The 18,316-nt window shown below is 70.6% G+C and carries 16 protein-coding genes and 2 tRNA genes; 11 read left to right on the top strand and 7 right to left on the bottom strand.

Features of this window, described 5'->3' with window-relative positions:
• Positions 1–294 precede the first annotated feature (294 nt).
• The 3 genes from ACIQ1J_RS24615 to ACIQ1J_RS24605 all read right to left on the bottom strand — a co-directional run bounded on the left by ACIQ1J_RS24615 (position 295) and on the right by ACIQ1J_RS24605 (position 2,933).
• Positions 295–1,104 carry a hypothetical protein gene (locus ACIQ1J_RS24615; protein WP_403560037.1) on the bottom strand — a complete coding sequence of 270 codons (810 nt, stop codon included), beginning with the start codon at positions 1,102–1,104 and terminating at the stop codon, positions 295–297.
• 231 nt (positions 1,105–1,335) lie between these two features.
• A complete protein-coding gene (locus tag ACIQ1J_RS24610) occupies positions 1,336–2,067 on the bottom strand; it encodes a decarboxylase (protein ID WP_403560035.1) in 732 nt (243 codons plus the stop codon).
• Complete coding sequence (locus tag ACIQ1J_RS24605; protein WP_403560033.1) at positions 2,064–2,933, bottom strand: decarboxylase; 870 nt, start codon at positions 2,931–2,933, stop codon at positions 2,064–2,066. The genes ACIQ1J_RS24610 and ACIQ1J_RS24605 overlap by 4 nt, the downstream gene beginning before the upstream one ends.
• Before the next feature lie 188 nt (positions 2,934–3,121).
• Here ACIQ1J_RS24605 and ACIQ1J_RS24600 point away from each other — a divergent pair, with 188 nt between their 5' ends.
• Together ACIQ1J_RS24600 and ACIQ1J_RS24595 are read left to right on the top strand one after the other, a co-directional pair.
• Complete coding sequence (locus ACIQ1J_RS24600; RefSeq protein WP_403560031.1) at positions 3,122–4,093, top strand: D-2-hydroxyacid dehydrogenase; 972 nt, start codon at positions 3,122–3,124, stop codon at positions 4,091–4,093.
• A 27-nt stretch (positions 4,094–4,120) separates the two neighbouring features.
• Entirely contained in the window at positions 4,121–5,527 is a 1,407-nt protein-coding gene (locus ACIQ1J_RS24595; protein WP_403560029.1) for an amidase, read from the top strand.
• A gap of 108 nt (positions 5,528–5,635) precedes the next feature.
• Here ACIQ1J_RS24595 and ACIQ1J_RS24590 read toward each other — a convergent pair whose 3' ends face one another.
• Entirely contained in the window at positions 5,636–6,130 is a 495-nt protein-coding gene (locus ACIQ1J_RS24590) for a DUF3830 family protein (RefSeq protein ID WP_210960640.1), read from the bottom strand.
• Between the two features lie 107 nt (positions 6,131–6,237).
• Between ACIQ1J_RS24590 and ehuB the strand changes: the two genes are divergently transcribed.
• The 6 genes from ehuB to ACIQ1J_RS24560 all read left to right on the top strand — a co-directional run bounded on the left by ehuB (position 6,238) and on the right by ACIQ1J_RS24560 (position 10,492).
• Positions 6,238–7,167 carry an ectoine/hydroxyectoine ABC transporter substrate-binding protein EhuB gene (gene ehuB, locus ACIQ1J_RS24585; protein WP_403560027.1) on the top strand — a complete coding sequence of 310 codons (930 nt, stop codon included), beginning with the start codon at positions 6,238–6,240 and terminating at the stop codon, positions 7,165–7,167.
• A complete protein-coding gene (ehuC, locus tag ACIQ1J_RS24580) occupies positions 7,164–7,877 on the top strand; it encodes an ectoine/hydroxyectoine ABC transporter permease subunit EhuC (RefSeq protein ID WP_403560025.1) in 714 nt (237 codons plus the stop codon). The genes ehuB and ehuC overlap by 4 nt, the downstream gene beginning before the upstream one ends.
• Complete coding sequence (ehuD, locus tag ACIQ1J_RS24575; RefSeq protein ID WP_210960643.1) at positions 7,877–8,527, top strand: ectoine/hydroxyectoine ABC transporter permease subunit EhuD; 651 nt, start codon at positions 7,877–7,879, stop codon at positions 8,525–8,527. Before ehuC ends, ehuD begins: the two co-directional genes overlap by 1 nt.
• Positions 8,517–9,302, top strand: coding sequence for an ectoine/hydroxyectoine ABC transporter ATP-binding protein EhuA (gene ehuA, locus ACIQ1J_RS24570; protein WP_210960644.1), 786 nt, complete (start codon positions 8,517–8,519; stop codon positions 9,300–9,302). Before ehuD ends, ehuA begins: the two co-directional genes overlap by 11 nt.
• A gap of 222 nt (positions 9,303–9,524) precedes the next feature.
• On the top strand, positions 9,525–10,283 hold the full coding sequence (locus tag ACIQ1J_RS24565; RefSeq protein WP_403560022.1) for an IclR family transcriptional regulator: 759 nt from the start codon (positions 9,525–9,527) through the stop codon (positions 10,281–10,283).
• Between the two features lie 135 nt (positions 10,284–10,418).
• A tRNA-Lys gene (locus ACIQ1J_RS24560) sits at positions 10,419–10,492 on the top strand.
• 45 nt (positions 10,493–10,537) lie between these two features.
• Here ACIQ1J_RS24560 and ACIQ1J_RS24555 read toward each other — a convergent pair.
• From ACIQ1J_RS24555 to ACIQ1J_RS24545, 3 genes are all read right to left on the bottom strand, one after another.
• Positions 10,538–11,143 (bottom strand): lytic polysaccharide monooxygenase, encoded by a 606-nt coding sequence (locus tag ACIQ1J_RS24555; RefSeq protein ID WP_403560020.1) that lies wholly within the window; start codon positions 11,141–11,143, stop codon positions 10,538–10,540.
• Between the two features lie 125 nt (positions 11,144–11,268).
• Complete coding sequence (locus tag ACIQ1J_RS24550) at positions 11,269–12,423, bottom strand: SPFH domain-containing protein (protein WP_403560018.1); 1,155 nt, start codon at positions 12,421–12,423, stop codon at positions 11,269–11,271.
• A 60-nt stretch (positions 12,424–12,483) separates the two neighbouring features.
• Positions 12,484–13,782 (bottom strand): peptidoglycan-binding protein, encoded by a 1,299-nt coding sequence (locus ACIQ1J_RS24545; protein WP_403560016.1) that lies wholly within the window; start codon positions 13,780–13,782, stop codon positions 12,484–12,486.
• A gap of 208 nt (positions 13,783–13,990) precedes the next feature.
• Here ACIQ1J_RS24545 and ACIQ1J_RS24540 point away from each other — a divergent pair.
• The 3 genes from ACIQ1J_RS24540 to ACIQ1J_RS24530 all read left to right on the top strand — a co-directional run bounded on the left by ACIQ1J_RS24540 (position 13,991) and on the right by ACIQ1J_RS24530 (position 18,315).
• Positions 13,991–14,064, top strand: a tRNA-Lys gene (locus tag ACIQ1J_RS24540).
• 295 nt (positions 14,065–14,359) lie between these two features.
• Complete coding sequence (locus tag ACIQ1J_RS24535) at positions 14,360–16,381, top strand: glycosyltransferase family 2 protein (protein WP_403560014.1); 2,022 nt, start codon at positions 14,360–14,362, stop codon at positions 16,379–16,381.
• Positions 16,378–18,315: a galactose oxidase-like domain-containing protein gene (locus ACIQ1J_RS24530; protein WP_403560012.1), complete on the top strand. Its 1,938-nt coding sequence runs from the start codon at positions 16,378–16,380 to the stop codon at positions 18,313–18,315. Before ACIQ1J_RS24535 ends, ACIQ1J_RS24530 begins: the two co-directional genes overlap by 4 nt.
• The last annotated feature ends 1 nt before the right edge of the window (position 18,316 follow it).

The raw sequence follows: 18,316 nt of genomic DNA, 5'->3' as shown, positions 1-18,316 counted from the left end.
GCAATGGTTTTGACGTGTTCAGAAGATGGACCAGCGTCCAGATGAGTGAACGGGCTCAGTGAACGGGCTCCTACTGCACCATGAAGTCGATGTGCACCCCGGGCAGAGCTGCGGTACGATCATCCTGCCAGCTCGCGGGGATCAACCCCCAACGGTCGGCAGTGCGTTGGTGGTCCAAGGAAAGACGCCCCACTTCCCGTGGGGAAATGCAGGTGCAAGGCCTGCCCAGCGCTCCGGTCGAAGAGCCCGGCCCGCCTCAGCGGACCGGGCTCTTCCGTGTCGGTTCGGGCCGGATCAGCCGAGCTTGGCGGCCTGCGCGTCGATGACGGCGGTCGGCTGCTCGAACGCCTCACCCCGGCTGATCGCCGCGATGTTGAAGGACGAGAACCCGGCGAGCGTGGTGCCCTGCCGGAGGACGACCACCTTCGTCTCCACGGGCTCGCCGTCCGTCTTCGTCCCCACCGTCCAGGCGACGGCGTCCTCACCGACGGCGAGCTTCTCCTCGGTGACCTTGGTGACCTGCTGCTTCTCCCCGTCGATGGTCATGGCGAAGCCCCCGGCGCACTTCTCGCCGACCTCCCGCAGCGTGCCGAGAGCCCGCTCCGCGCCATCGGCGTCGTAGGACCACAGGGAGGTCATCGTCTTGGTGATGTCGAGGGAGTCGATGGTCGCCTCCTTCGCCTCCTCCTCCGTCATGTCCGCGAGTTCCTCCACCGAGGGCATGCCCTTCTTGGCCGCCGCGGACTCCTGGACGACGAGCCGCTGGGCGCTCGCCGCCGGATCGCCCGCCGGCAGGGCCGACAGCACCCGGGCGACGGGCTCGCACTCGGCCCGCTCGACGGAGAGGGCCTCGGCCTCGAAGACGTCGTCCTTCCCGGGCTTCTGGACCTGGTGGTCCTTCAGGTCGCCCGTGGTGACGACCAGCCTCTCCAGCTCACCGGCGGTCAGCGCCTTCGCCGCCGGCTTGTCGGACCCGCCGCCGCCCTTCGCCCCGGCGTCGCCTGCGTCTCCACCGCCCTGGTCACCGCTGCCGCAGGCGGTGACCACCAGGGCGAGGGTGACCGCGGAGGCGGTCAGGACGGTGCGGCGGACGGTGGTGCGCATGGTGCTCTCCCGGGATCAGGCGCCCCGCGCGCAGGTACAGCGCGGGGCCGACAAGATCAAGACCAACGTGACCGGTCCCGGGTTGTACCCCCCACCAAGCTTTCTCCCGCCGGTACTCCGCCCGGTCCCGAGGCCGCCCGTACTCCCCCCGGTCCCGAGGCCACCCGTACTCCCCCCGGTCCCGAGGCCGCCGGAGCGCCGGCCTCGGTGGCCCCGATCGGCCCGCCCGGGTCAGGCCTGCACCAGCGGCTCCCGGGTGAACAGCGCTCCCAGTTCGGGTGCGTTGACCCGGCGGTCCGCCAGGCGCAGGCCCTCCCAGATGGTGACCTGGTTGGCGGTGAGGACCGGCTTGCCCAGTTCCTTCTCCAGGGCCGGGATGTGGGCCGCCGTGTGCAGGGCGGTGTCCGGGAGGAGGACCGCCTCCGCGTCCGGGTGGTCGGCGGCGCGGGCCAGGGCCAGCACCTCCGACTCGGTCCAGGTGCCGACCTCCGCGGCCGTGATGATGCCGGAGCTGACGACGCCGACCGCCTCGATGCCGGCGGCGCGCAGGAACTCCGCGAAGAGCCGCGCCACGTCGTCCGGGTAGGTCGCCCCGATCGCGACCCGGCGCGCCCCGATCTCCTTCGCCGCGTGCACGAAGGCGAAGGAGGTGGAGGAGGACGGGAGGCCCGCCGCCTGGGCCAGGGCGCGCACCTGTTCCTGGGCGCCCTCCCAGCCGTGCACGAAGCTTCCGCTGGTGCAGGCCCACACCACGGCGTCGGCGCCGGCGAGCCGCAGCTCCTCCACACCCGCCGCGAGCCGCTGCGCCGAGCCCATCTCCAGCAGCGCGTCGACCCGGTGCGCGTCCTCGCCGATGTCCGTGTGCACCAGGTCCACCCGGATGTCGCTGCCCAGGAGCTGCTCGATGCGTGGATAGTCGTCCTCGCCGGAGTGGCCCGGGTACAGGAATCCCAGTGCTGTCATGTCCACCCTTCCTGCTGCTGTTCCGTGTCCGGAGCGTCACCGACGCCCGGCATGTCCGCGACCGCGGGGCCGACCGGCCCCGCCACCGCGGGACCCACCGGCCCCGGCACCGTGGGGCCGAGGCGCGCGGACGGATCGGTCAGCGCCTGATACGGCCCCACCGCAGGGGTACCCAATCGGCGCAGTGCCGCCCACATCGTCACTTGGTTGGCCGAGATCACCGGGATCCGCAGCTCGGCCTCCAACTGCGGGATGACGTCGTAGGTGGGGAGGTTGGTGCAGGAGATGAACAGCGCGTCCGCCGCCCCCGGGCTCGGTACCGCCTGGCGTGCCATGTCGGCCACGTCGCGGTACGGAACCTTCCAGATGTGCCGGGTCAGGCCCATGAAGGCGCAGCCGGTGACGGTCACGCCGGCCTCGGCGACGTACGCCTCCAGCGCTCGGGTCACGGAGACGGTGTACGGGGTCACCAGTGCGACCCGGCGTACGCCCAGCTCGGCCAGCGCGTCCAGCAGCGCGCCGGAGGTGGTCACGGACGGGACGGCGCCCGCCCAGGTCATCGCCTCGCACATCGCGCGTTCCCCGGCGATGCCGCCGACGAAGCTGCCCGAGGTGCAGGCGTAGGCGATGACCTCGGGCGCGATGGCGTTGAGAGTGCGCACGGCCTCACCGAGCGTCTCGTGTTCGCTGACCATCCGGGCGAGGTCCAGACTGACCTCGACCGGCACAAAAGGGGTTCGCGTCATGTGCAGCGATACGTCGTCGGGTACCCAACGCCACAGCTCGCGATCGAGCGCGAAGTCGAACGGGGCGACTACGCCGACCCCGCGTTGCGGAGCTGGTCCGCCGAGAAAGGAGATGTCCATGGCACGCACCGGCCTCACACTGAGAAAGGGGAGGACAACGCACCGTTACGCACGGCCGTGTTGACGAAGGTAGGTTCCGGTGCGAGCGTGGTCAATCCGCCCGCGTCACTCCCAGGTCAACAGCCGGTTAACTTCCCCGTCAACTCCTGAATCGCACCCGCTTCCGCCGACCGGAGACAGACCTGCCGATGACCACGCCCACGCCCACGCCCACGTCCCCGCCCACGCTCCTCGTCCTGGACGCCGAGCCGCTCCCCCGCCTGGGCCGGCTGACCGGCCGGGCCCGGATCGAGCACGCCGACGGGAAGAGTCTCGCCGAGCGGCTGCCGCACGCGGACGTCCTGCTCGTGTGGGACTTCGCCTCGCACGCCGTACGGAAGGCGTGGCCGGGCGACGGTCCCCGGCCGCGCTGGGTGCACACGGCGAGCGCCGGCGTGGACCATCTGATGTGCCCGGAGCTGGCCGCGTCGGACACGGTGGTGACCAACGCGCGCGGTGTCTTCGACCAGCCGATCGCCGAGTACGTCACCGCGCTCGTCCTGGCGATGGCGAAGGACCTGCCCACGACACTGCGGTTGCAGGGCGAGCGGGCCTGGCGGCACCGCGAGTCGATGCGGGTGGCCGGAACCCGCGCCTGCGTGGTCGGCTCCGGGCCGATCGGCCGGGCGATCGCGCAGACCCTCAAGGCGCTGGGGATCACGACCGCGCTGGTCGGCCGGACCGCCCGCACCGGTGTCCACGGGCCCGGCGAGCTGGACCGCCTGCTGGCCCGCGCCGACTGGGTGGTGGCGGCGGCGCCGCTCACCGACGACACGCGCGGCATGTTCGACGCCCGGCGGTTCGGGGTGATGCAGCCCTCCGCGCGGTTCGTGAACGTGGGGCGGGGTCAGCTGGTCGTCGAGGACGATCTCGCCACGGCGCTGACCAGGCGCTGGATCGCGGGCGCCGCCCTGGACGTGCTGAGCCACGAGCCCCTCGCGCCCGACAGCCCGCTGTGGCGGGTCCCGGATCTGATCATCTCGCCGCACATGAGCGGGGACACCGTCGGCTGGCGGGACGAACTGGGAGCGCAGTTCGTGGAGTTGTACGAGAGCTGGGCGGCCGGCGAGCCGCTGGCGAACGTGGTCGACAAGAAGCGCGGATACGTGCCCGGACACTGACGTCCCACATACGCGGGAGGGTGCTGCATGACCGACCTCACCGAGCTGACCGCTGTACAGCTCGTCGACGGTTACCGCAAGGGCGACTTCGGCCCCGTGGAGGTGACCCGGGCCGCCCTGGAGCGGGCCGAGCGGATCCAGCCGGAGCTGAACGCGTTCGTCCGGCTGACCGGCGAGGAGGCGCTCGACCAGGCACGGCGGTCCGAGGAGCGGTGGCGGCGCGGGGAGCCGGGCGGCCGGCTGGACGGGGTGCCGGTCACGGTGAAGGACATCCTCCTGACGCGCGGTCACCCGACCCTGCGCGGCTCCCGCGCCGTCTCGCCGGACGGGCCCTGGGACGAGGACGCGCCGTCCGTGGCGCGGCTGCGCGAGCACGGCGCCGTGTTCCTCGGGAAGACGACGACGCCCGAGTACGGCTGGAAGGGCGTAACGGACTCGCCGCTGTCCGGCGTCACCCGCAACCCGCACGATCCGACCCGCACCGCGGGCGGCTCCAGCGGGGGCGCGGCGGCGGCCGTCGCGCGCGGGGCGGGGCCGCTGGCGCTGGGCACGGACGGCGGCGGCAGCGTGCGCATCCCGGCGTCCTTCTGCGGCATCTTCGGCCTGAAACCGACGTACGGCAGGGTGCCGCTCTACCCGGCGAGCGCGTTCGGCACCCTCGCGCACGTCGGCCCGATGACCCGGGACGCGGCGGACGCGGCGCTGATGCTGGACGTCATCGGCACCCCGGACGCCCGGGACTGGTCGGCGCTGGGCCCGGCGCCCGGGTCGTACACGGAGGCGCTGTCCGGCGGGGTGCGGGGGCTGCGGGTGGCGTACTCGCCCTCGCTGGGCGGGCAGGTGGCGGTGCGCCCGGCGGTGGCGACGGCGGTCCGGCGGGCGGTGGAGCGGCTGGCGGAGCTGGGCGCGTACGTGACGGAGGCCGACCCGGACTTCGCGGACCCGGTGGACGCCTTCCACGCGCTGTGGTTCAGCGGGGCGGCGCGCGTGGTGCAGCACCTCGGGGCGGGACAGCGGGAGCTGCTCGACCCCGGGCTGCGGGAGATCGTCGGCGCGGGGGCGCGGTACTCGGCGCTGGAGTACCTGGCCGCGGTGGACGTGCGGATGGAACTGGGCCGGCGGATGGGCCGCTTCCACGACGCGTACGACCTGCTCGTCACGCCGACGCTGCCGATCACGGCGTTCGAGGCGGGCGCCGAGGTGCCGAAGGGGTCGGGGCTCCGGCGGTGGACGGGGTGGACGCCCTTCACCTACCCGTTCAACCTGACCCAGCAGCCGGCGGCGACGGTGCCGGTCGGGGCGGACGGGGACGGGCTGCCCGTCGGTCTCCAGCTGGTCGCGGCCCGGCATCGGGACGATCTGGTGCTGCGGGCGGCGCATGCGCTGTACGGGGCGGGGGCGGCGTGGGCGGGGACGGGTACGCCGGCCGAGTAGTGGCCGACGTGCGGTTACGCGCAGCCGGGCCGACACACGGTTGCGCCCAGCCGGGGCGGTAGGCGGTGCCCGCAGCGGCGGTGCTGCGGGCAGTCGCGGCGCGCCGTTCTACGCTCGGCGGAAACTGAGTGTCTCCCCCTCCGCTCCCGTCCGCCACAGGTCGTTGCAGGCCTCGGCCATCTCTGCCAGGCCGTCGACGATCTGCCCCCAGACGGTGCCGGGGACCCAGCCGACGTCGCCGTTGAGCAGCAGGTTGTTGCGCTCGTAGAAGAGGGCCAGGTCGACGAGGGTGGTGCCCGCGCGGACCTCGCGGTCGTACCCGTACGCCTTGGTGCCCAACTCGGCACCCGCGAAGGCGAAATAGCACAGATCGCCCGGAATGGGCGTCACGGTCGGGTTCTCCAGTGGCGGTTCGGATGCCGCGAAGGGCGGGAAAAGGGCGTAGATCTCGTTGCGCGCGTATTTGGCGTGATACACGTCGCCGCCGAGGGGGAGCGCGTCCCAGACCGCCGCGCAGGTGATCGGGGCCCGGTCGTCCAGCAGTTGGGCCGTGCAGGTGATTCCGCGCTTGACCAGCGAGACTTCGATGAAGCGATCAGCCATACCCTCCATGGCAGTGCCCGGCGGCCCCGCGGTCAAGGGTGCGGGGCCGAGGTATCGGACTGAAAAAGATCGGCATAACCTGCCCGGCTTCGGGTAGCTGCGCGCCCATGGCTCCACCACACAGAACCCCTCCATGGGGTATATCCGACCAAAGGCCCAGGACAGCCGGGCCCACTCGCCGGTCGCTGCTCGCGGGGGTCGCGGCGCTCGGCGCGCTGGGGGCCGCCGGCTGCTCGCGGGTGGCCACCGCGTCAGACGTGGAAGGCGGCGATCTCCTCGACCGGCTCAAGGCGCAGGGCGTGGCCCGACTCGGCATCGCGGGCGAGATCCCCTTCGGGTACATCGACAAGAACGGTGAGCTGACCGGCGAGGCGCCGGAGCTGGCGAAGGCCATCTTCAAGCGGCTCGGAGTGGACCGGGTGCAGCCGGTGCCGACGGAGTTCGGCTCCCTCATCCCGGGGCTGGCGTCGCAGCAGTTCGACGTCGTGGCGGCCGGTATGTACATCAACCCCGACCGCTGCCAGCAGGTCATCTTCTCCGACCCCGACTACCAGATGCTCGACGCGTACATCGTGCGCAAGGGCAATCCGCTCGGGCTGCACAACTACAAGGACGTCTTCAAGAAGAAGGCCAGGTTCGCGACCGGCACCGGCTACGCCGAGATCGCCTACGCGGTGGAGCACGGCATCAAGGAGGACGACATCCTGATCGTCCCCGACCAGGTGGCCGGACTCAACGCCGTCGAGTCCGGGCGCGTGGACGTCTTCGCGGGTACGGCGCTGACCGTCCGCGAAGTGGTGAAGAAGTCCAGCAAGGCCGAGGCGACCGAGCCCTTCTCGCCGATCATCGACGGCAGGCCGAAGGTCGACGGCGGCGGTTTCGCCTTCCGGCCCAACGAGACGAACCTGCGGGACGCCTTCAACGTCGAGCTGCAGAAGCTCAAGAAGAGCGGCGAGCTGCTGCGCATCCTCAAGCCCTTCGGTTTCACCGAGAACGAGATGACCGATCTGACCGCGAAGGAGCTCTGCGGCGGATGACCTCGGGACTGTGGGAACTCGTACTCCAGGGTGTCTGGGTCACCATCCAGCTGCTCTTCTTCAGCTCGCTGCTGGCGGCGGCCGTCTCCTTCGTGGCCGGTGTCGCGCGCACCCACCGGCTGTGGGTCGTCCGCTTCCTCGCGGGCCTCTACACCGAGGTGTTCCGCGGGACCTCGGCGCTGGTGATGATCTTCTGGGTGTTCTTCGTGCTGCCGCCGGCCTTCGGCTGGCAGCTGGTGCCGATGTGGGCGGGCACGCTGGCGCTGGGCCTGACCTACGGGGCGTACGGCTCCGAGATCGTGCGCGGCGCCCTCGGCGCGGTCGACCCGGCGCAGAAGGAGGGCGGCATCGCGCTCAGCTTCACGCCCTGGCAGCGGATGAAGCTGATCCTGCTGCCGCAGGCGGTGCCGGAGATGATCCCGCCGTTCTCCAACCTGCTGATCGAGCTGCTCAAGGGCACCGCACTGGTGTCGATCATGGGCATGGGCGATCTGGCGTTCAGCGGCAACCTGGTGCGCCTGGCGCTGCAGGAGAGCGCGGAGATCTACACGTACATCCTGCTGATCTACTTCGTGATCGCGTTCCTGCTCACCCGGGTGATGCGCGGTCTGGAGAAGAAGCTGAAGGCGGGCGTCGGGAAGACGCCCAAGCGCGATCCCGACGCGGAATTGAAGCGTCCTGAGACGACCAACGTTGGGGGTGCCGCCTGATGAACTGGGACTGGAGCGCGGTCTCCGACTTCATGCCGCACTTCTGGGACGGACTGCTGGTCACCCTGCAGATCCTGGTCCTCGGGTCGCTGGTCTCGTTCGTTCTTGGACTGGTGTGGGCGATGCTGATGCGGGTGCCGTCCCGCTGGGTGACCTGGCCCGTCGGCGTGGTCACCGAATTCGTCCGGAACACCCCGCTGCTGGTGCAGCTGTTCTTCCTCTTCTACGTGCTGCCCGAGTGGGGAGTGACCGCCTCGGCGCTCACCACCGGTGTGATCGCCATCGGTCTGCACTACTCGACGTACACGATGCAGGTCTACCGGGCCGGTATCGAGGCGGTGCCGGTCGGCCAGTGGGAGGCCGCGACGGCGCTGAACCTGCCGATGGGACGGACCTGGTCGGCCGTGATCCTGCCGCAGGCGATCCGCCGGGTGGTGCCCGCCCTCGGCAACTACGTGATCTCCATGCTGAAGGACACGCCGCTGCTGATGGCGATCACGGTGCTGGAGATGCTCGGCGAGGCACGGCTGTTCTCACAGCAGAACTTCCAGTTCACCGAGCCCCTGACGGTGATCGGCGTGGCCTTCATCGTCATCTCCTACCTGGCCTCCCTTGCCCTGCGAGCCCTGGAGCGACGCCTTGCCCACTGACACTCTCCCCAATCCCGAGAAGAGCCCCGAGCGCAGCTCCGGCGAGCTGATACGCCTGGAGCAGGTCACCAAGCGGTTCGGTGAGAACACCGTCCTCGACCACCTCGACTTCTCCGTCGACGCCGGCAAGCACGTCACCCTGATCGGCCCGTCCGGGTCGGGCAAGACGACGATCCTGCGGCTGCTGATGACGCTCCTCAAGCCCGACGAGGGCACGATCACCGTGGACGGGCAGAAGCTCTTCCCGGCGACCGAGAAGGAGCGGCGCGAGGTCCGCAAGCAGATCGGGATGGTGTTCCAGCAGTTCAACCTGTTCCCGAACATGAGCGTCCTGCGCAACATCACCGAGGCGCCGGTCACGGTCCTCGGCATGTCCAAGGACGAGGCGGTGGAGCGCGCCAAGGGCCTGCTCGACATGGTGGGCCTGGCCGACAAGTGCGACGCCCGCCCCGCCCAGCTCTCCGGCGGCCAGCAGCAGCGCGTGGCGATCGCCCGGGCGCTGGCGATGCGGCCGAAGGTGCTCCTCCTCGACGAGGTGACCTCGGCGCTCGACCCGGAGCTGGTCGCGGGCGTCCTCGACCTGCTGCGGGACATCGCCCGCACCACGGACATCACCATGCTCTGCGTGACCCACGAGATGAACTTCGCCCGGGACATCTCGGACCAGGTCCTGATGTTCGACTCGGGCCGGGTCATCGAGACCGGTCCGCCGGAGAAGATCTTCAGCGAGCCGGAGCACGACCGGACCCGGGAATTTCTCAGCGCAGTGCTGTAAATACGCGGCGTCGCCGCCCCAGCGCCCGAGGTCGAGGCGTTGGGGCACGCCGCTGGCATATGCCGGAGGACCGGCGTCGCAGCCGGGAGCCCTGAAATCTCGCCAACACCCCCTCGCTCCGGGCCGCTTGGCGGCTATCGTGAAGGGGATCCGCTGTCCGGATCGGGGGCACAGGCAGGGACAGGGGCAGGGGCCTACCAGCGAGCGCAGGGGGAGACCACCGTGGCGCTGCAGCACAAGCCGACCGCGCCGCGTCACCGTCTCCAGGACGCCCTGCGCGTCCTGGAGACGGTGACGCGGCACAGCACCGGAGTCACGGACACCGAACTCGCCCGGCGGACCGGCCTCGACCGGGAGCGGCTGACCACGCTCCTGCGCATGCTGCGCCGCGAGGGCTACGTCGAGCAGACCACCGACGGCACGTACGTCACCGGCGAGGCCCTGGCCCGCCTGGGCTCGGCCCACGGCCGCGAGGAGGCCGTGCGCGACAAGCTCCAGCGCACCCTGGACCGGCTGCGCGACTCGGTGGGCGCCGCCGTCTACATCAGCCGGTACCTCGACGGCGAGGTCAGCGTCACCCAGTACGCCGACAGCCCGGCCGCGCCCAAGGTGAACGAGTGGGTGGACTTCCGCGTCTCGGCACACGCCACCGCGGTCGGCAAGAGTCTGCTCACCCAGCTGGACCACGCGGGCCGCCGCGACCACCTCGCCCGGCACAAGATGGCCCGCCTGACCTCGCGCACCATCACCAGCGACAAGCTGCTGCTGTCCCGGCTGGAGTCCCAGCCGCCCACCGTCCCGGTCCTCGACCTCCAGGAGTACGCGGTGGGCACGGTCTGCGCGGCCGTCCCGATCACGGCCGGTTCCGCCGTGGGCTGCCTCGCCCTGTCCCTCCCGGTCGAGCACGCCCACCGGCTCCGCCGGGCCGCCGACGAGCTGAACCGGAACGCCGCCGGAGTGCTGCTCTCACTGGCGATCTAGCCGCGGAGCCGGCCGGCTGCATGACCGACCGGCCGGCCGCCTGCGTATCCGGCGGACGAATGGTCGGAAGCACCCCTGGAGACCAGGTATTATTTTCGTCGTCGCCGACCGCGGAAAGCGGACGGCGGGAGTCATGCGCCGCTAGCTCAGTTGGTTAGAGCAGCTGACTCTTAATCAGCGGGTCCGGGGTTCGAGTCCCTGGCGGCGCACAGCAAGAGGGCCCCCTCGCCCAGGCGAGGGGGCCCTCCGCTCGTTCAGAAGGTCACGTCCGAGCACGCGTAGAACGCGTTGGCCGTGTCGGCGACCGTCCACACCGCGACGATCACGTGGCGCCCGCTCAGCCCGGACGGCAGCGTGCCGCTGTGGGAGAGCGTGGCCGGCGGCTGCTTGCCGCCGTAGGGCACCGTGAAGAACGGCGTCAGGTTGAGGTCGGACCGGGCCAGGTTGTGGTTCTGGTTCCAGCCCTGCTTGGTGACGTAGTACCGGAAGTCGGCCGTGGAGTGCCGGGCGGTGAACTGCCAGCGGAAGTTGTAGCTCTGCCCGCCGTTCACCTTGGTGGTCGGCCACGCCTGGCCGCCCGGAGCCTTCGGGCTGTCGAGCGGGGCGAACGGGGTGTTGTTCGCGGAACATATCCGCCCGTCGGCCGGTCCGCCCGCCGGGAAGCCCTTGGGGCCCTCGACGCTCTGCGGCTCCCACTGGATGGCGCCGCAGCCGCTGACGGTGCCGTTCTGGCACACCTTCTGCCGGCTGACCGGCAGGTCGGTGTAGCCGTGGCCACTGGCGCCGCCGGACGAGAGCACGAGGGCTCCGGTGGTCGCCATACCCACCGCGGCGGCAGACAACTTGGTCCTTGTACGCATACTGCTGCTCCTGTGACGTGGGGGAGGTTCAGTGAGCCGTGCAGGTCTAGACCAAGTCTCAGGTTATTGCCGTTAGTTGAACATGTCCATACCAATCGAGAAACCCGGGGAGCCCAGGGAACGGGTCACGGGCCCGTATCCCCCCGCCCCGCGCAGAACGCCACCGTCAGGTCCTTCACCAGCACCTTGCGCTCGTAGTCGTCGAGTTCGACCAGCCCGCGCATGGTCAGCCGGGTCACCGTGTCCTCCACCGAGTCGACCACCGCGGTGAGCACGCTGGCCCGCTGCGCCGCGTCCAGCGCGGCGATCCGGCGCCGGTGCATCGCGGCGGCGACCTCCGGGGCGTACTCCACCTGGACCGGTCGCACCGAGAACACCTCCAGGCCGACCGGCGCCGCATCCGCCGTCACCAGCCGGGTGAGCGTCTCGCCGGCCACGTCCGCGGAGCTGCGGACCGTGCCGAGGGGCTCCACGGGGACCCGGGCCAGCGCCGCCTCCACGCATTCGCGCAGGTACGTCTCGTGGTCCTCGACGCCCAGCGTGGCCCGCGCCGTGTCCCGCACCCGCCACACCACCAGCGTCACCGCCCTGAGCGCGACCCCGTTGCCGTCGGCCGCGAGCATCGGCTCGCTGCGCCAGTGCCGCAGCCGGACGTCGACCCGGCGGCGCAGCAGCAGCGGGTTGACCCACATCAGGCCGGTGCGCCGCACGGTCCCCCGGTAGCGGCCGAACAGGCCGAGCACCCAGGCCCGCCCGGTCCGGCCCCGGGCCAGCCCGCCGAACCCGAACAGCCCCAGCGCCCCCGCGGCCGCGTACGCCGCCCACTGCGCGGGCCCGAGCCCGGCCCCCGCGTACGCCGGCAGCCCGAACGCCTCGGCCGTGAGCGGCGGTACGAGCCCGGCCCACCAGGAGGTGACCGCGCAGCCCGCCGCACCGCAGGCACCGGCGGCCACGCCCGCGGCGCCGGGCAGCACCCGGGCCGGACGCTCCGTCAGCTCCGGGTCGACGCTCGGCGCGGGGCGCGGGCGCGCGGCGACGGGGCGCCGCGTCCTGGGCTGCTCCCCCGTGCCCTGCCGACGGCCGACGACCGCCGACCGCAGCGCCATCGGCGCCGGATGCGGGTCGTCGCGGAACAGCAGGTGGACGGGGATCTCGGTGGTGGCCTCGTTGTGGATGAGCCGGGCGGGCCGGTGGCCCGCCTCCGCCGCGCCTTCGGGCGCTCCGGGCCCGGGCGGGGCCGGCGGCTTGGTGTCCGGGTTCGTGGAAGAGGTCGTACTCATGCGTGCTCCAGCCTCCGCGCCAGATGCGTCATGGACGGGTGGTCACCGCTGGGCGGACGGTCAGGAGAAGAGCCGCCGCCAGGTCTCCGGGCCCGGGTAGCCGTCCGCCGCGCCACCGCGCCAGCCCTGGGCGCGCTGGAAGGCCTCGACGCCCCGCCGGTCCGCCTCGCCCCAGCGCGGGCCCGGCCCGGTCGTGTAGTGCTTGCCGAATCCCTTCCTCACCAGCTGCCCGCCGAGCCTGGTGACGTACGGGTTGTCCGCGCCCGGCCCGAACATCGCCCGTCCGGGGTAGCCGGCCACCCCGTGCGACGCCGGGCCGGCCGCCGGGGCCGCGATGTCCTTTCCCCCGCCGGTCTTCAGCAGCCGCCAGGTGCCCGGGCCGGGCAGCCCGTCGGCCTCCTCGCCCCGCCGGCCCTGGGCCGGCTGGAACGCCTCGGTGGCCCTGCGGTCCGCGTCCGACCAGCGGGGGCCGGACCCCGCGGAGTAGAAGCGTCCGGCGCCGCGGGCGACGAGCATCCGGCCCAGCTCGGTGACGTTCTCGTTGTCTGCGCCGGGGCCGAAGGAGGACGCCCCCGGGTAGGCCGTGGCCGCGGGTGCCCCACCGGCCGTGGTCGTGGTGGCTCCCTTGTAGCGGTAGGGCAGGTACTGGGCGGAGTTGCTCCAGTAGGCGTACGGCGTGGCGAGCCTGCGGGTGTGCGGCGGGGTCTGTTCGTAGGCCGTGTAGGCGGTGCGGGTGTGGTCCGTCCAGCCGCCGAAGATCACCACATGGGAGCCCTTCTGGGGGTCGGCCGCATTGTGGAACAGCAGGATGTCGCCGGGCTGGAGCTCCTCCTTGGTGATGCGGTCGGCGAACGTGCCGAGGCTGCCCGTCCATTCGTTCGTGGGGAGCTTCCAGGCCATCGACACATAACCCGAGCAGTCCTGCCGGTAACCGTCCGACCAGTAGGCGGTCATGCTGTAGGGCACCTTGGCGGTGACCCAGGTCTTGGCCCGGTTGATGATCTCCGTACGGGTGATCGTGGCCGGTTCCGCACCGGTGGGGGGCGCCGCCGGCGTCCCGGTCGGGCCGTGCAGCGGGGCCCTGGGGCCCTGCGGGGTGTCGGGCTCGTCGGCTGCGGGATCGCCCGGCCGGTGGAACGCGTGAACGGCCGTCGGCGCCGCTGCCGCCTGCCCCGCGCCCAGGGCGCCGGTGGCGGTGGCGGTGGCGGTCGCGGCGGCCACGATCAGCGCGCGGCGGGCCGCCGGATGGGCGGGAGCGCGGCCGGCCGGGGAATGCGGCAGGACACGGCGCCAGTGACGGCAACCGGGGCAGTCGCAGTCGCTCGCGGGGTCGATCTCCTCGAATACGGGAGCCTTCATGCGATTCCCCTCACACTCCCGGTGAAAATGTCCGCAGCGGTGCACTTCGGTACATGTCGGTCAGTTTCTCAACTGTCATCTTCGCGCGCATGCTGACGGTCCGAATGATGTACACGGCGGCGGGCGCGATCCCTCCGGGGCGCCCCGCGGCCCCCGGGCGCGGTCCGGAGCAGCGCCCGGCATCCGGTAGAGTTGTGCAGGTCAGCAGGCGCCGCTAGCTCAGTTGGTTAGAGCAGCTGACTCTTAATCAGCGGGTCCGGGGTTCGAGTCCCTGGCGGCGCACCGACGACCGAAGGCCCCTCGTAGCACACGAGGGGCCTTCGGTGTGCCCGGCCTCCGGACATCTTGCGATCATGGCGAACGCCGTAGAACCCTGGTCCGGTTGGGGGGGGCCGGATGCCGAGGGGATGCCGAGGGGGGCATCATGCAACCGGGGGTCGCCATTCCATGTCTATATAAGGTGTGGATGCCGTGGTGACAGCTACCCACCACTGTTACGTGCGTGAAGGTCGAGGGGGACCGGAGCGGACGATGGAAGCGACCAAACACGCGTGACCCGCGTGTGGGGGGATGACTCATGACGTCGACGCCGACGGGCGCCGGGCAGGACCACGACCCGTCCCAGACCACCCAGCTCAGGGTGCCCGCGCATCGGACCTGGAACACCGGCTCGTTCCGCCGGATACAGAAGACCCTGCCGAGGTACGACTACGAGCACTACAGCCGGCTCGCGGGCCCCCTCACCCAGCCCGACCCGCACAAGCCGTACAAGGTCCAGTACCGCTCGCTGATATCGCAGGAGCCGCACCGCATCCGGGTCTCCCTGATGCTGGCCGCCGCCCCGCTGCTGTCGGTGGTGCTGCTGGTCTGGCTGCTCCAGCCCACGCACTGGACCGAGCGCGACTACGCGGCCTTCGACTGGCTGCCCGCGCTCGACATCGTGATGCTCGTCTCGATCGGCCTGATCGAGCTGTTCCGCTGCCTGAACGTGCTGTCGAACGCGCACGCCACCCTGGTCGCCCGCGACCCGATCCCGGTGGTGCCCGAGACCGGCACCCGGGTCGCCTTCCTCACCTCCTTCGTGCCCGGCAAGGAGCCGCTGGAGATGGTGACGAAGACCCTGGAGGCGGCCGTGAAGATCCGCCACCGCGGTCTGATGCACGTCTGGCTCCTCGACGAGGGCGACGACCCCGAGGTCAAGGCGGTCTGCGAGCGCCTCGGCGTGCACCACTTCTCCCGCAAGGGCGTCGCGAAGTGGAACATGCCCAAGGGCCCGCACCGCGCCAAGACCAAGCACGGCAACTACAACGCCTGGCTGGACGCGCACGGCGGCGACTACGACTTCTTCGCCTCGGTCGACACCGACCACGTGCCGCTGCCCAACTACCTGGAGCGGATGCTCGGCTTCTTCCGCGACCCGGACGTCGGCTTCGTCATCGGCCCGCAGGTCTACGGCAACTACGACAACCCGATCACCAAGGCCGCCGAGTCGCAGCAGTTCCTCTTCCACGCGCTGATCCAGCGCGCGGGCAACCGGTACGGCTCGCCGATGTTCGTGGGCACCTCCAACGCGGTGCGCATCAGCGCCCTGAAGCAGATCGGCGGCCTGTACGACTCGATCACCGAGGACATGGCGACCGGCTTCGAGATCCACCGACACAAGAACCCGGCCACCGGCCGCAAGTGGCGCTCGGTCTACACCCCGGACGTGCTCGCGGTCGGCGAGGGCCCGAACGCCTGGACGGACTTCTTCACCCAGCAGATGCGCTGGTCGCGAGGGACGTACGAGACGATCCTCAAGCAGTACTGGAAGGGCTGGTACTCGCTCCCGCCGAGCAAGCTCTTCAACTACACGATGATGATCATCTTCTACCCGATGTCGGCCCTGAACTGGATCCTGGCGGCGCTGAGCTGCTGCCTGTTCCTGGGCCTGGGCGCCTCGGGTGTCAACATCGACCCGGCGGTCTGGCTGATGCTCTACGGCAACGCCTCCGCCCTCCAGATCGGCCTGTACGTCTGGAACCGCCGCCACAACGTCTCGCCGCACGAGCCGGAGGGCTCCGGCGGTGTGGCGGGCATGGTCATGTCCGCGCTGTCGGCGCCGCTCTACGCGAAGGCGCTCATCGACTCCGTACTGCGCCGCAAGAGCAAGTTCGTGGTCACGCCCAAGGGCGACTCGGCCAGCCCGGACACCCTCTTCGGGACCTTCCGGTACCACTGGTACTTCATCCTGATCTTCGGCGGCTCGATCGCCGCCGGCTTCGTCTACGGTCACGCGCACCCCGCGATGATCATCTGGGCGACGTTCGCGCTGCTGATCACCGCGTCGCCGATGTTCTCCTGGCGCCACGAACTGCGGAAGGCGAAGAAGCAACCGCCCGCCGTGGCGGCGGAACCCGACACGCGGGTCCCGTCGCAGCAGCCGGCGCCCGCGGACGCGGCACCCGCGCCGGCCTACGCGCCGCACGCACCGCACGCGCCGCACGCGCAGTACGCGCCGCACGCGCCGCAGCAGAAGCCCAGCTGGGCGGCCTCCGACGGAGGCAACGACCAGACCATGCAGATCGCCCTTGGTGGACTTGGGGGACGTAAGGAATGAAGGACCGTGCCGGCCGCCGCCGCGCCCGTCGCTTCGCGATAGGTACGGCGGTGGTAGTCGCGCTGGCCGGGATGAACGGGCCGTGGCTCTACCGCTTCGGAACCGAGAAATACCACCAGTACAAGATCAACGAGCCGGAGTACAAGGCCGCCAACGGCAAATGGGAGATCATCGAGTTTCCCGAGAAGTACCGGCAGAACACCATCCACGCGGCGCTGCTGCGCACCGGTAAGGTGCTGCTCGTCGCGGGGTCGGGCAACAACCAGGACAACTTCGACGCGAAGCGGTTCGACACCCGTATCTGGGACCCGGTCAAGGGGACCATCAAGAAGGTGCCGACGCCCACCGACCTGTTCTGCACCGGCCACACCCAGCTCGCCAACGGCAACCTGCTGATCGCCGGCGGCACCAAGCGGTACGAGAAGCTCAAGGGCGACGTCACCAAGGCCGGCGGCCTGATGATCGTCCACAACGAGAACCCGGACAAGCCGCTCACCCTGCCGGCGGGCACCAGGTTCACCGGCAAGGAGAACAAGAAGACCTTCGTCTCCAAGGACCCGGTGCTGGTGCCCCGCGCCGAGAAGGTCTTCGACAAGGCGACCGGCGAGTTCCTGCGCAACGACCCGGGCATCGGCCGGATCTACGTCGAGGCGCAGAAGAGCGGCCGGCAGTACGAGACGGGCACCCAGGACAACTACCGCGTCCATGGCCTGTCGGGCGCGGACGCGCAGAACACGTACGGCATCGCGCAGAAGCTCGCCCTCGACAAGAAGGACTTCCAGGGCATCCGGGACGCCTTCGAGTTCGACCCGGTCGCCGAGAAGTACATCAAGGTCGACCCGATGCACGAGGCCCGCTGGTATCCGACGCTCACCACCCTGAGCGACGGCAAGATCCTCAGCGTCTCCGGCCTCGACGACATCGGCCAGCTGGTCCCGGGCAAGAACGAGATCTACGACCCGGAGACCAAGGAGTGGACCTACACCGAGCAGGTCCGCCAGTTCCCGACGTACCCGGCGCTGTTCCTGATGCAGAACGGCAAGGTCTTCTACTCGGGCGCGAACGCCGGCTACGGCCCCGACGACGTGGGCCGCGATCCGGGCATCTGGGACGTGGAGACCAACAAGTTCACCAAGGTCCCCGGCCTGAGCGACGCCGACATGCTGGAGACCGCCAACTCGGTGCTGCTGCCGCCCGCGCAGGACGAGAAGTACATGGTGATCGGCGGCGGCGGCGTCGGCGAGTCCAAGCTGTCCAGCGAGAAGACCCGGATCGTCGACCTTGAGGCGGACGGCCCGAAGTTCACGGACGGGCCGTCACTGGACAAGGGCACGCGCTATCCGCAGGCCTCGATCCTGCCGGACGACAGCGTGCTGGTCTCCGGCGGTTCGCAGGACTACCGGGGCCGCAGCGACTCCAACATCCTCCAGGCACGGCTGTACCACCCGGACACCAACGAGTTCGAGCGGGTCGCCGATCCGCTGGTCGGCAGGAACTACCACTCCGGTTCGATCCTGCTGCCCGACGGCCGCATGATGTTCTTCGGGTCGGACTCGCTCTACGCCGACAAGGCCAACACCAAGCCGGGCAAGTTCGAGCAGCGCATCGAGATCTACACGCCGCCGTACCTGTACCGGGATTCCCGGCCGGACCTCTCCGGGGGCCCGCAGACCATCGAGCGTGGTGAGTCGGGGGCGTTCACGTCCCGGGCGGCGGAGTCGGTCAAGAAGGTGCGGCTGATCCGGCCGAGCGCGTCGACGCATGTCACGGATGTCGACCAGCGGTCGATCGCGCTGGACTTCAAGGCCGACGGGGACCAGTTGACGGTGACGGTTCCCGAGAACAAGAACCTGGTTCAGTCGGGGTGGTACATGATGTTCGTGACTGACGGGGAGGGCACGCCTTCCAAGGCGGAGTGGGTGCACGTGCCGTAGC

Source organism: Streptomyces sp. NPDC097107 (assembly GCF_044762405.1).
GTDB classification, from domain to species: domain Bacteria; phylum Actinomycetota; class Actinomycetes; order Streptomycetales; family Streptomycetaceae; genus Streptomyces; species Streptomyces thinghirensis.
This window is presented reverse-complemented; position numbering and strand designations above follow the sequence as displayed.

Coding starts and splice junctions, on each gene's coding strand:
- ACIQ1J_RS24555 (WP_403560020.1), bottom strand. CDS start 11,143: ATGCGTACAAGGACCAAGTTGTCTGCCGCCGCGGTGGGTATGGCGACC.
- ACIQ1J_RS24530 (WP_403560012.1), top strand. CDS start 16,378: ATGAAGGACCGTGCCGGCCGCCGCCGCGCCCGTCGCTTCGCGATAGGT.
- ACIQ1J_RS24600 (WP_403560031.1), top strand. CDS start 3,122: ATGACCACGCCCACGCCCACGCCCACGTCCCCGCCCACGCTCCTCGTC.
- ehuC (WP_403560025.1), top strand. CDS start 7,164: ATGACCTCGGGACTGTGGGAACTCGTACTCCAGGGTGTCTGGGTCACC.
- ACIQ1J_RS24545 (WP_403560016.1), bottom strand. CDS start 13,782: ATGAAGGCTCCCGTATTCGAGGAGATCGACCCCGCGAGCGACTGCGAC.
- ehuB (WP_403560027.1), top strand. CDS start 6,238: ATGGCTCCACCACACAGAACCCCTCCATGGGGTATATCCGACCAAAGG.
- ACIQ1J_RS24535 (WP_403560014.1), top strand. CDS start 14,360: ATGACGTCGACGCCGACGGGCGCCGGGCAGGACCACGACCCGTCCCAG.
- ACIQ1J_RS24605 (WP_403560033.1), bottom strand. CDS start 2,933: ATGGACATCTCCTTTCTCGGCGGACCAGCTCCGCAACGCGGGGTCGGC.
- ehuD (WP_210960643.1), top strand. CDS start 7,877: ATGAACTGGGACTGGAGCGCGGTCTCCGACTTCATGCCGCACTTCTGG.
- ACIQ1J_RS24595 (WP_403560029.1), top strand. CDS start 4,121: ATGACCGACCTCACCGAGCTGACCGCTGTACAGCTCGTCGACGGTTAC.
- ACIQ1J_RS24610 (WP_403560035.1), bottom strand. CDS start 2,067: ATGACAGCACTGGGATTCCTGTACCCGGGCCACTCCGGCGAGGACGAC.
- ACIQ1J_RS24615 (WP_403560037.1), bottom strand. CDS start 1,104: ATGCGCACCACCGTCCGCCGCACCGTCCTGACCGCCTCCGCGGTCACC.
- ACIQ1J_RS24550 (WP_403560018.1), bottom strand. CDS start 12,423: ATGAGTACGACCTCTTCCACGAACCCGGACACCAAGCCGCCGGCCCCG.
- ACIQ1J_RS24590 (WP_210960640.1), bottom strand. CDS start 6,130: ATGGCTGATCGCTTCATCGAAGTCTCGCTGGTCAAGCGCGGAATCACC.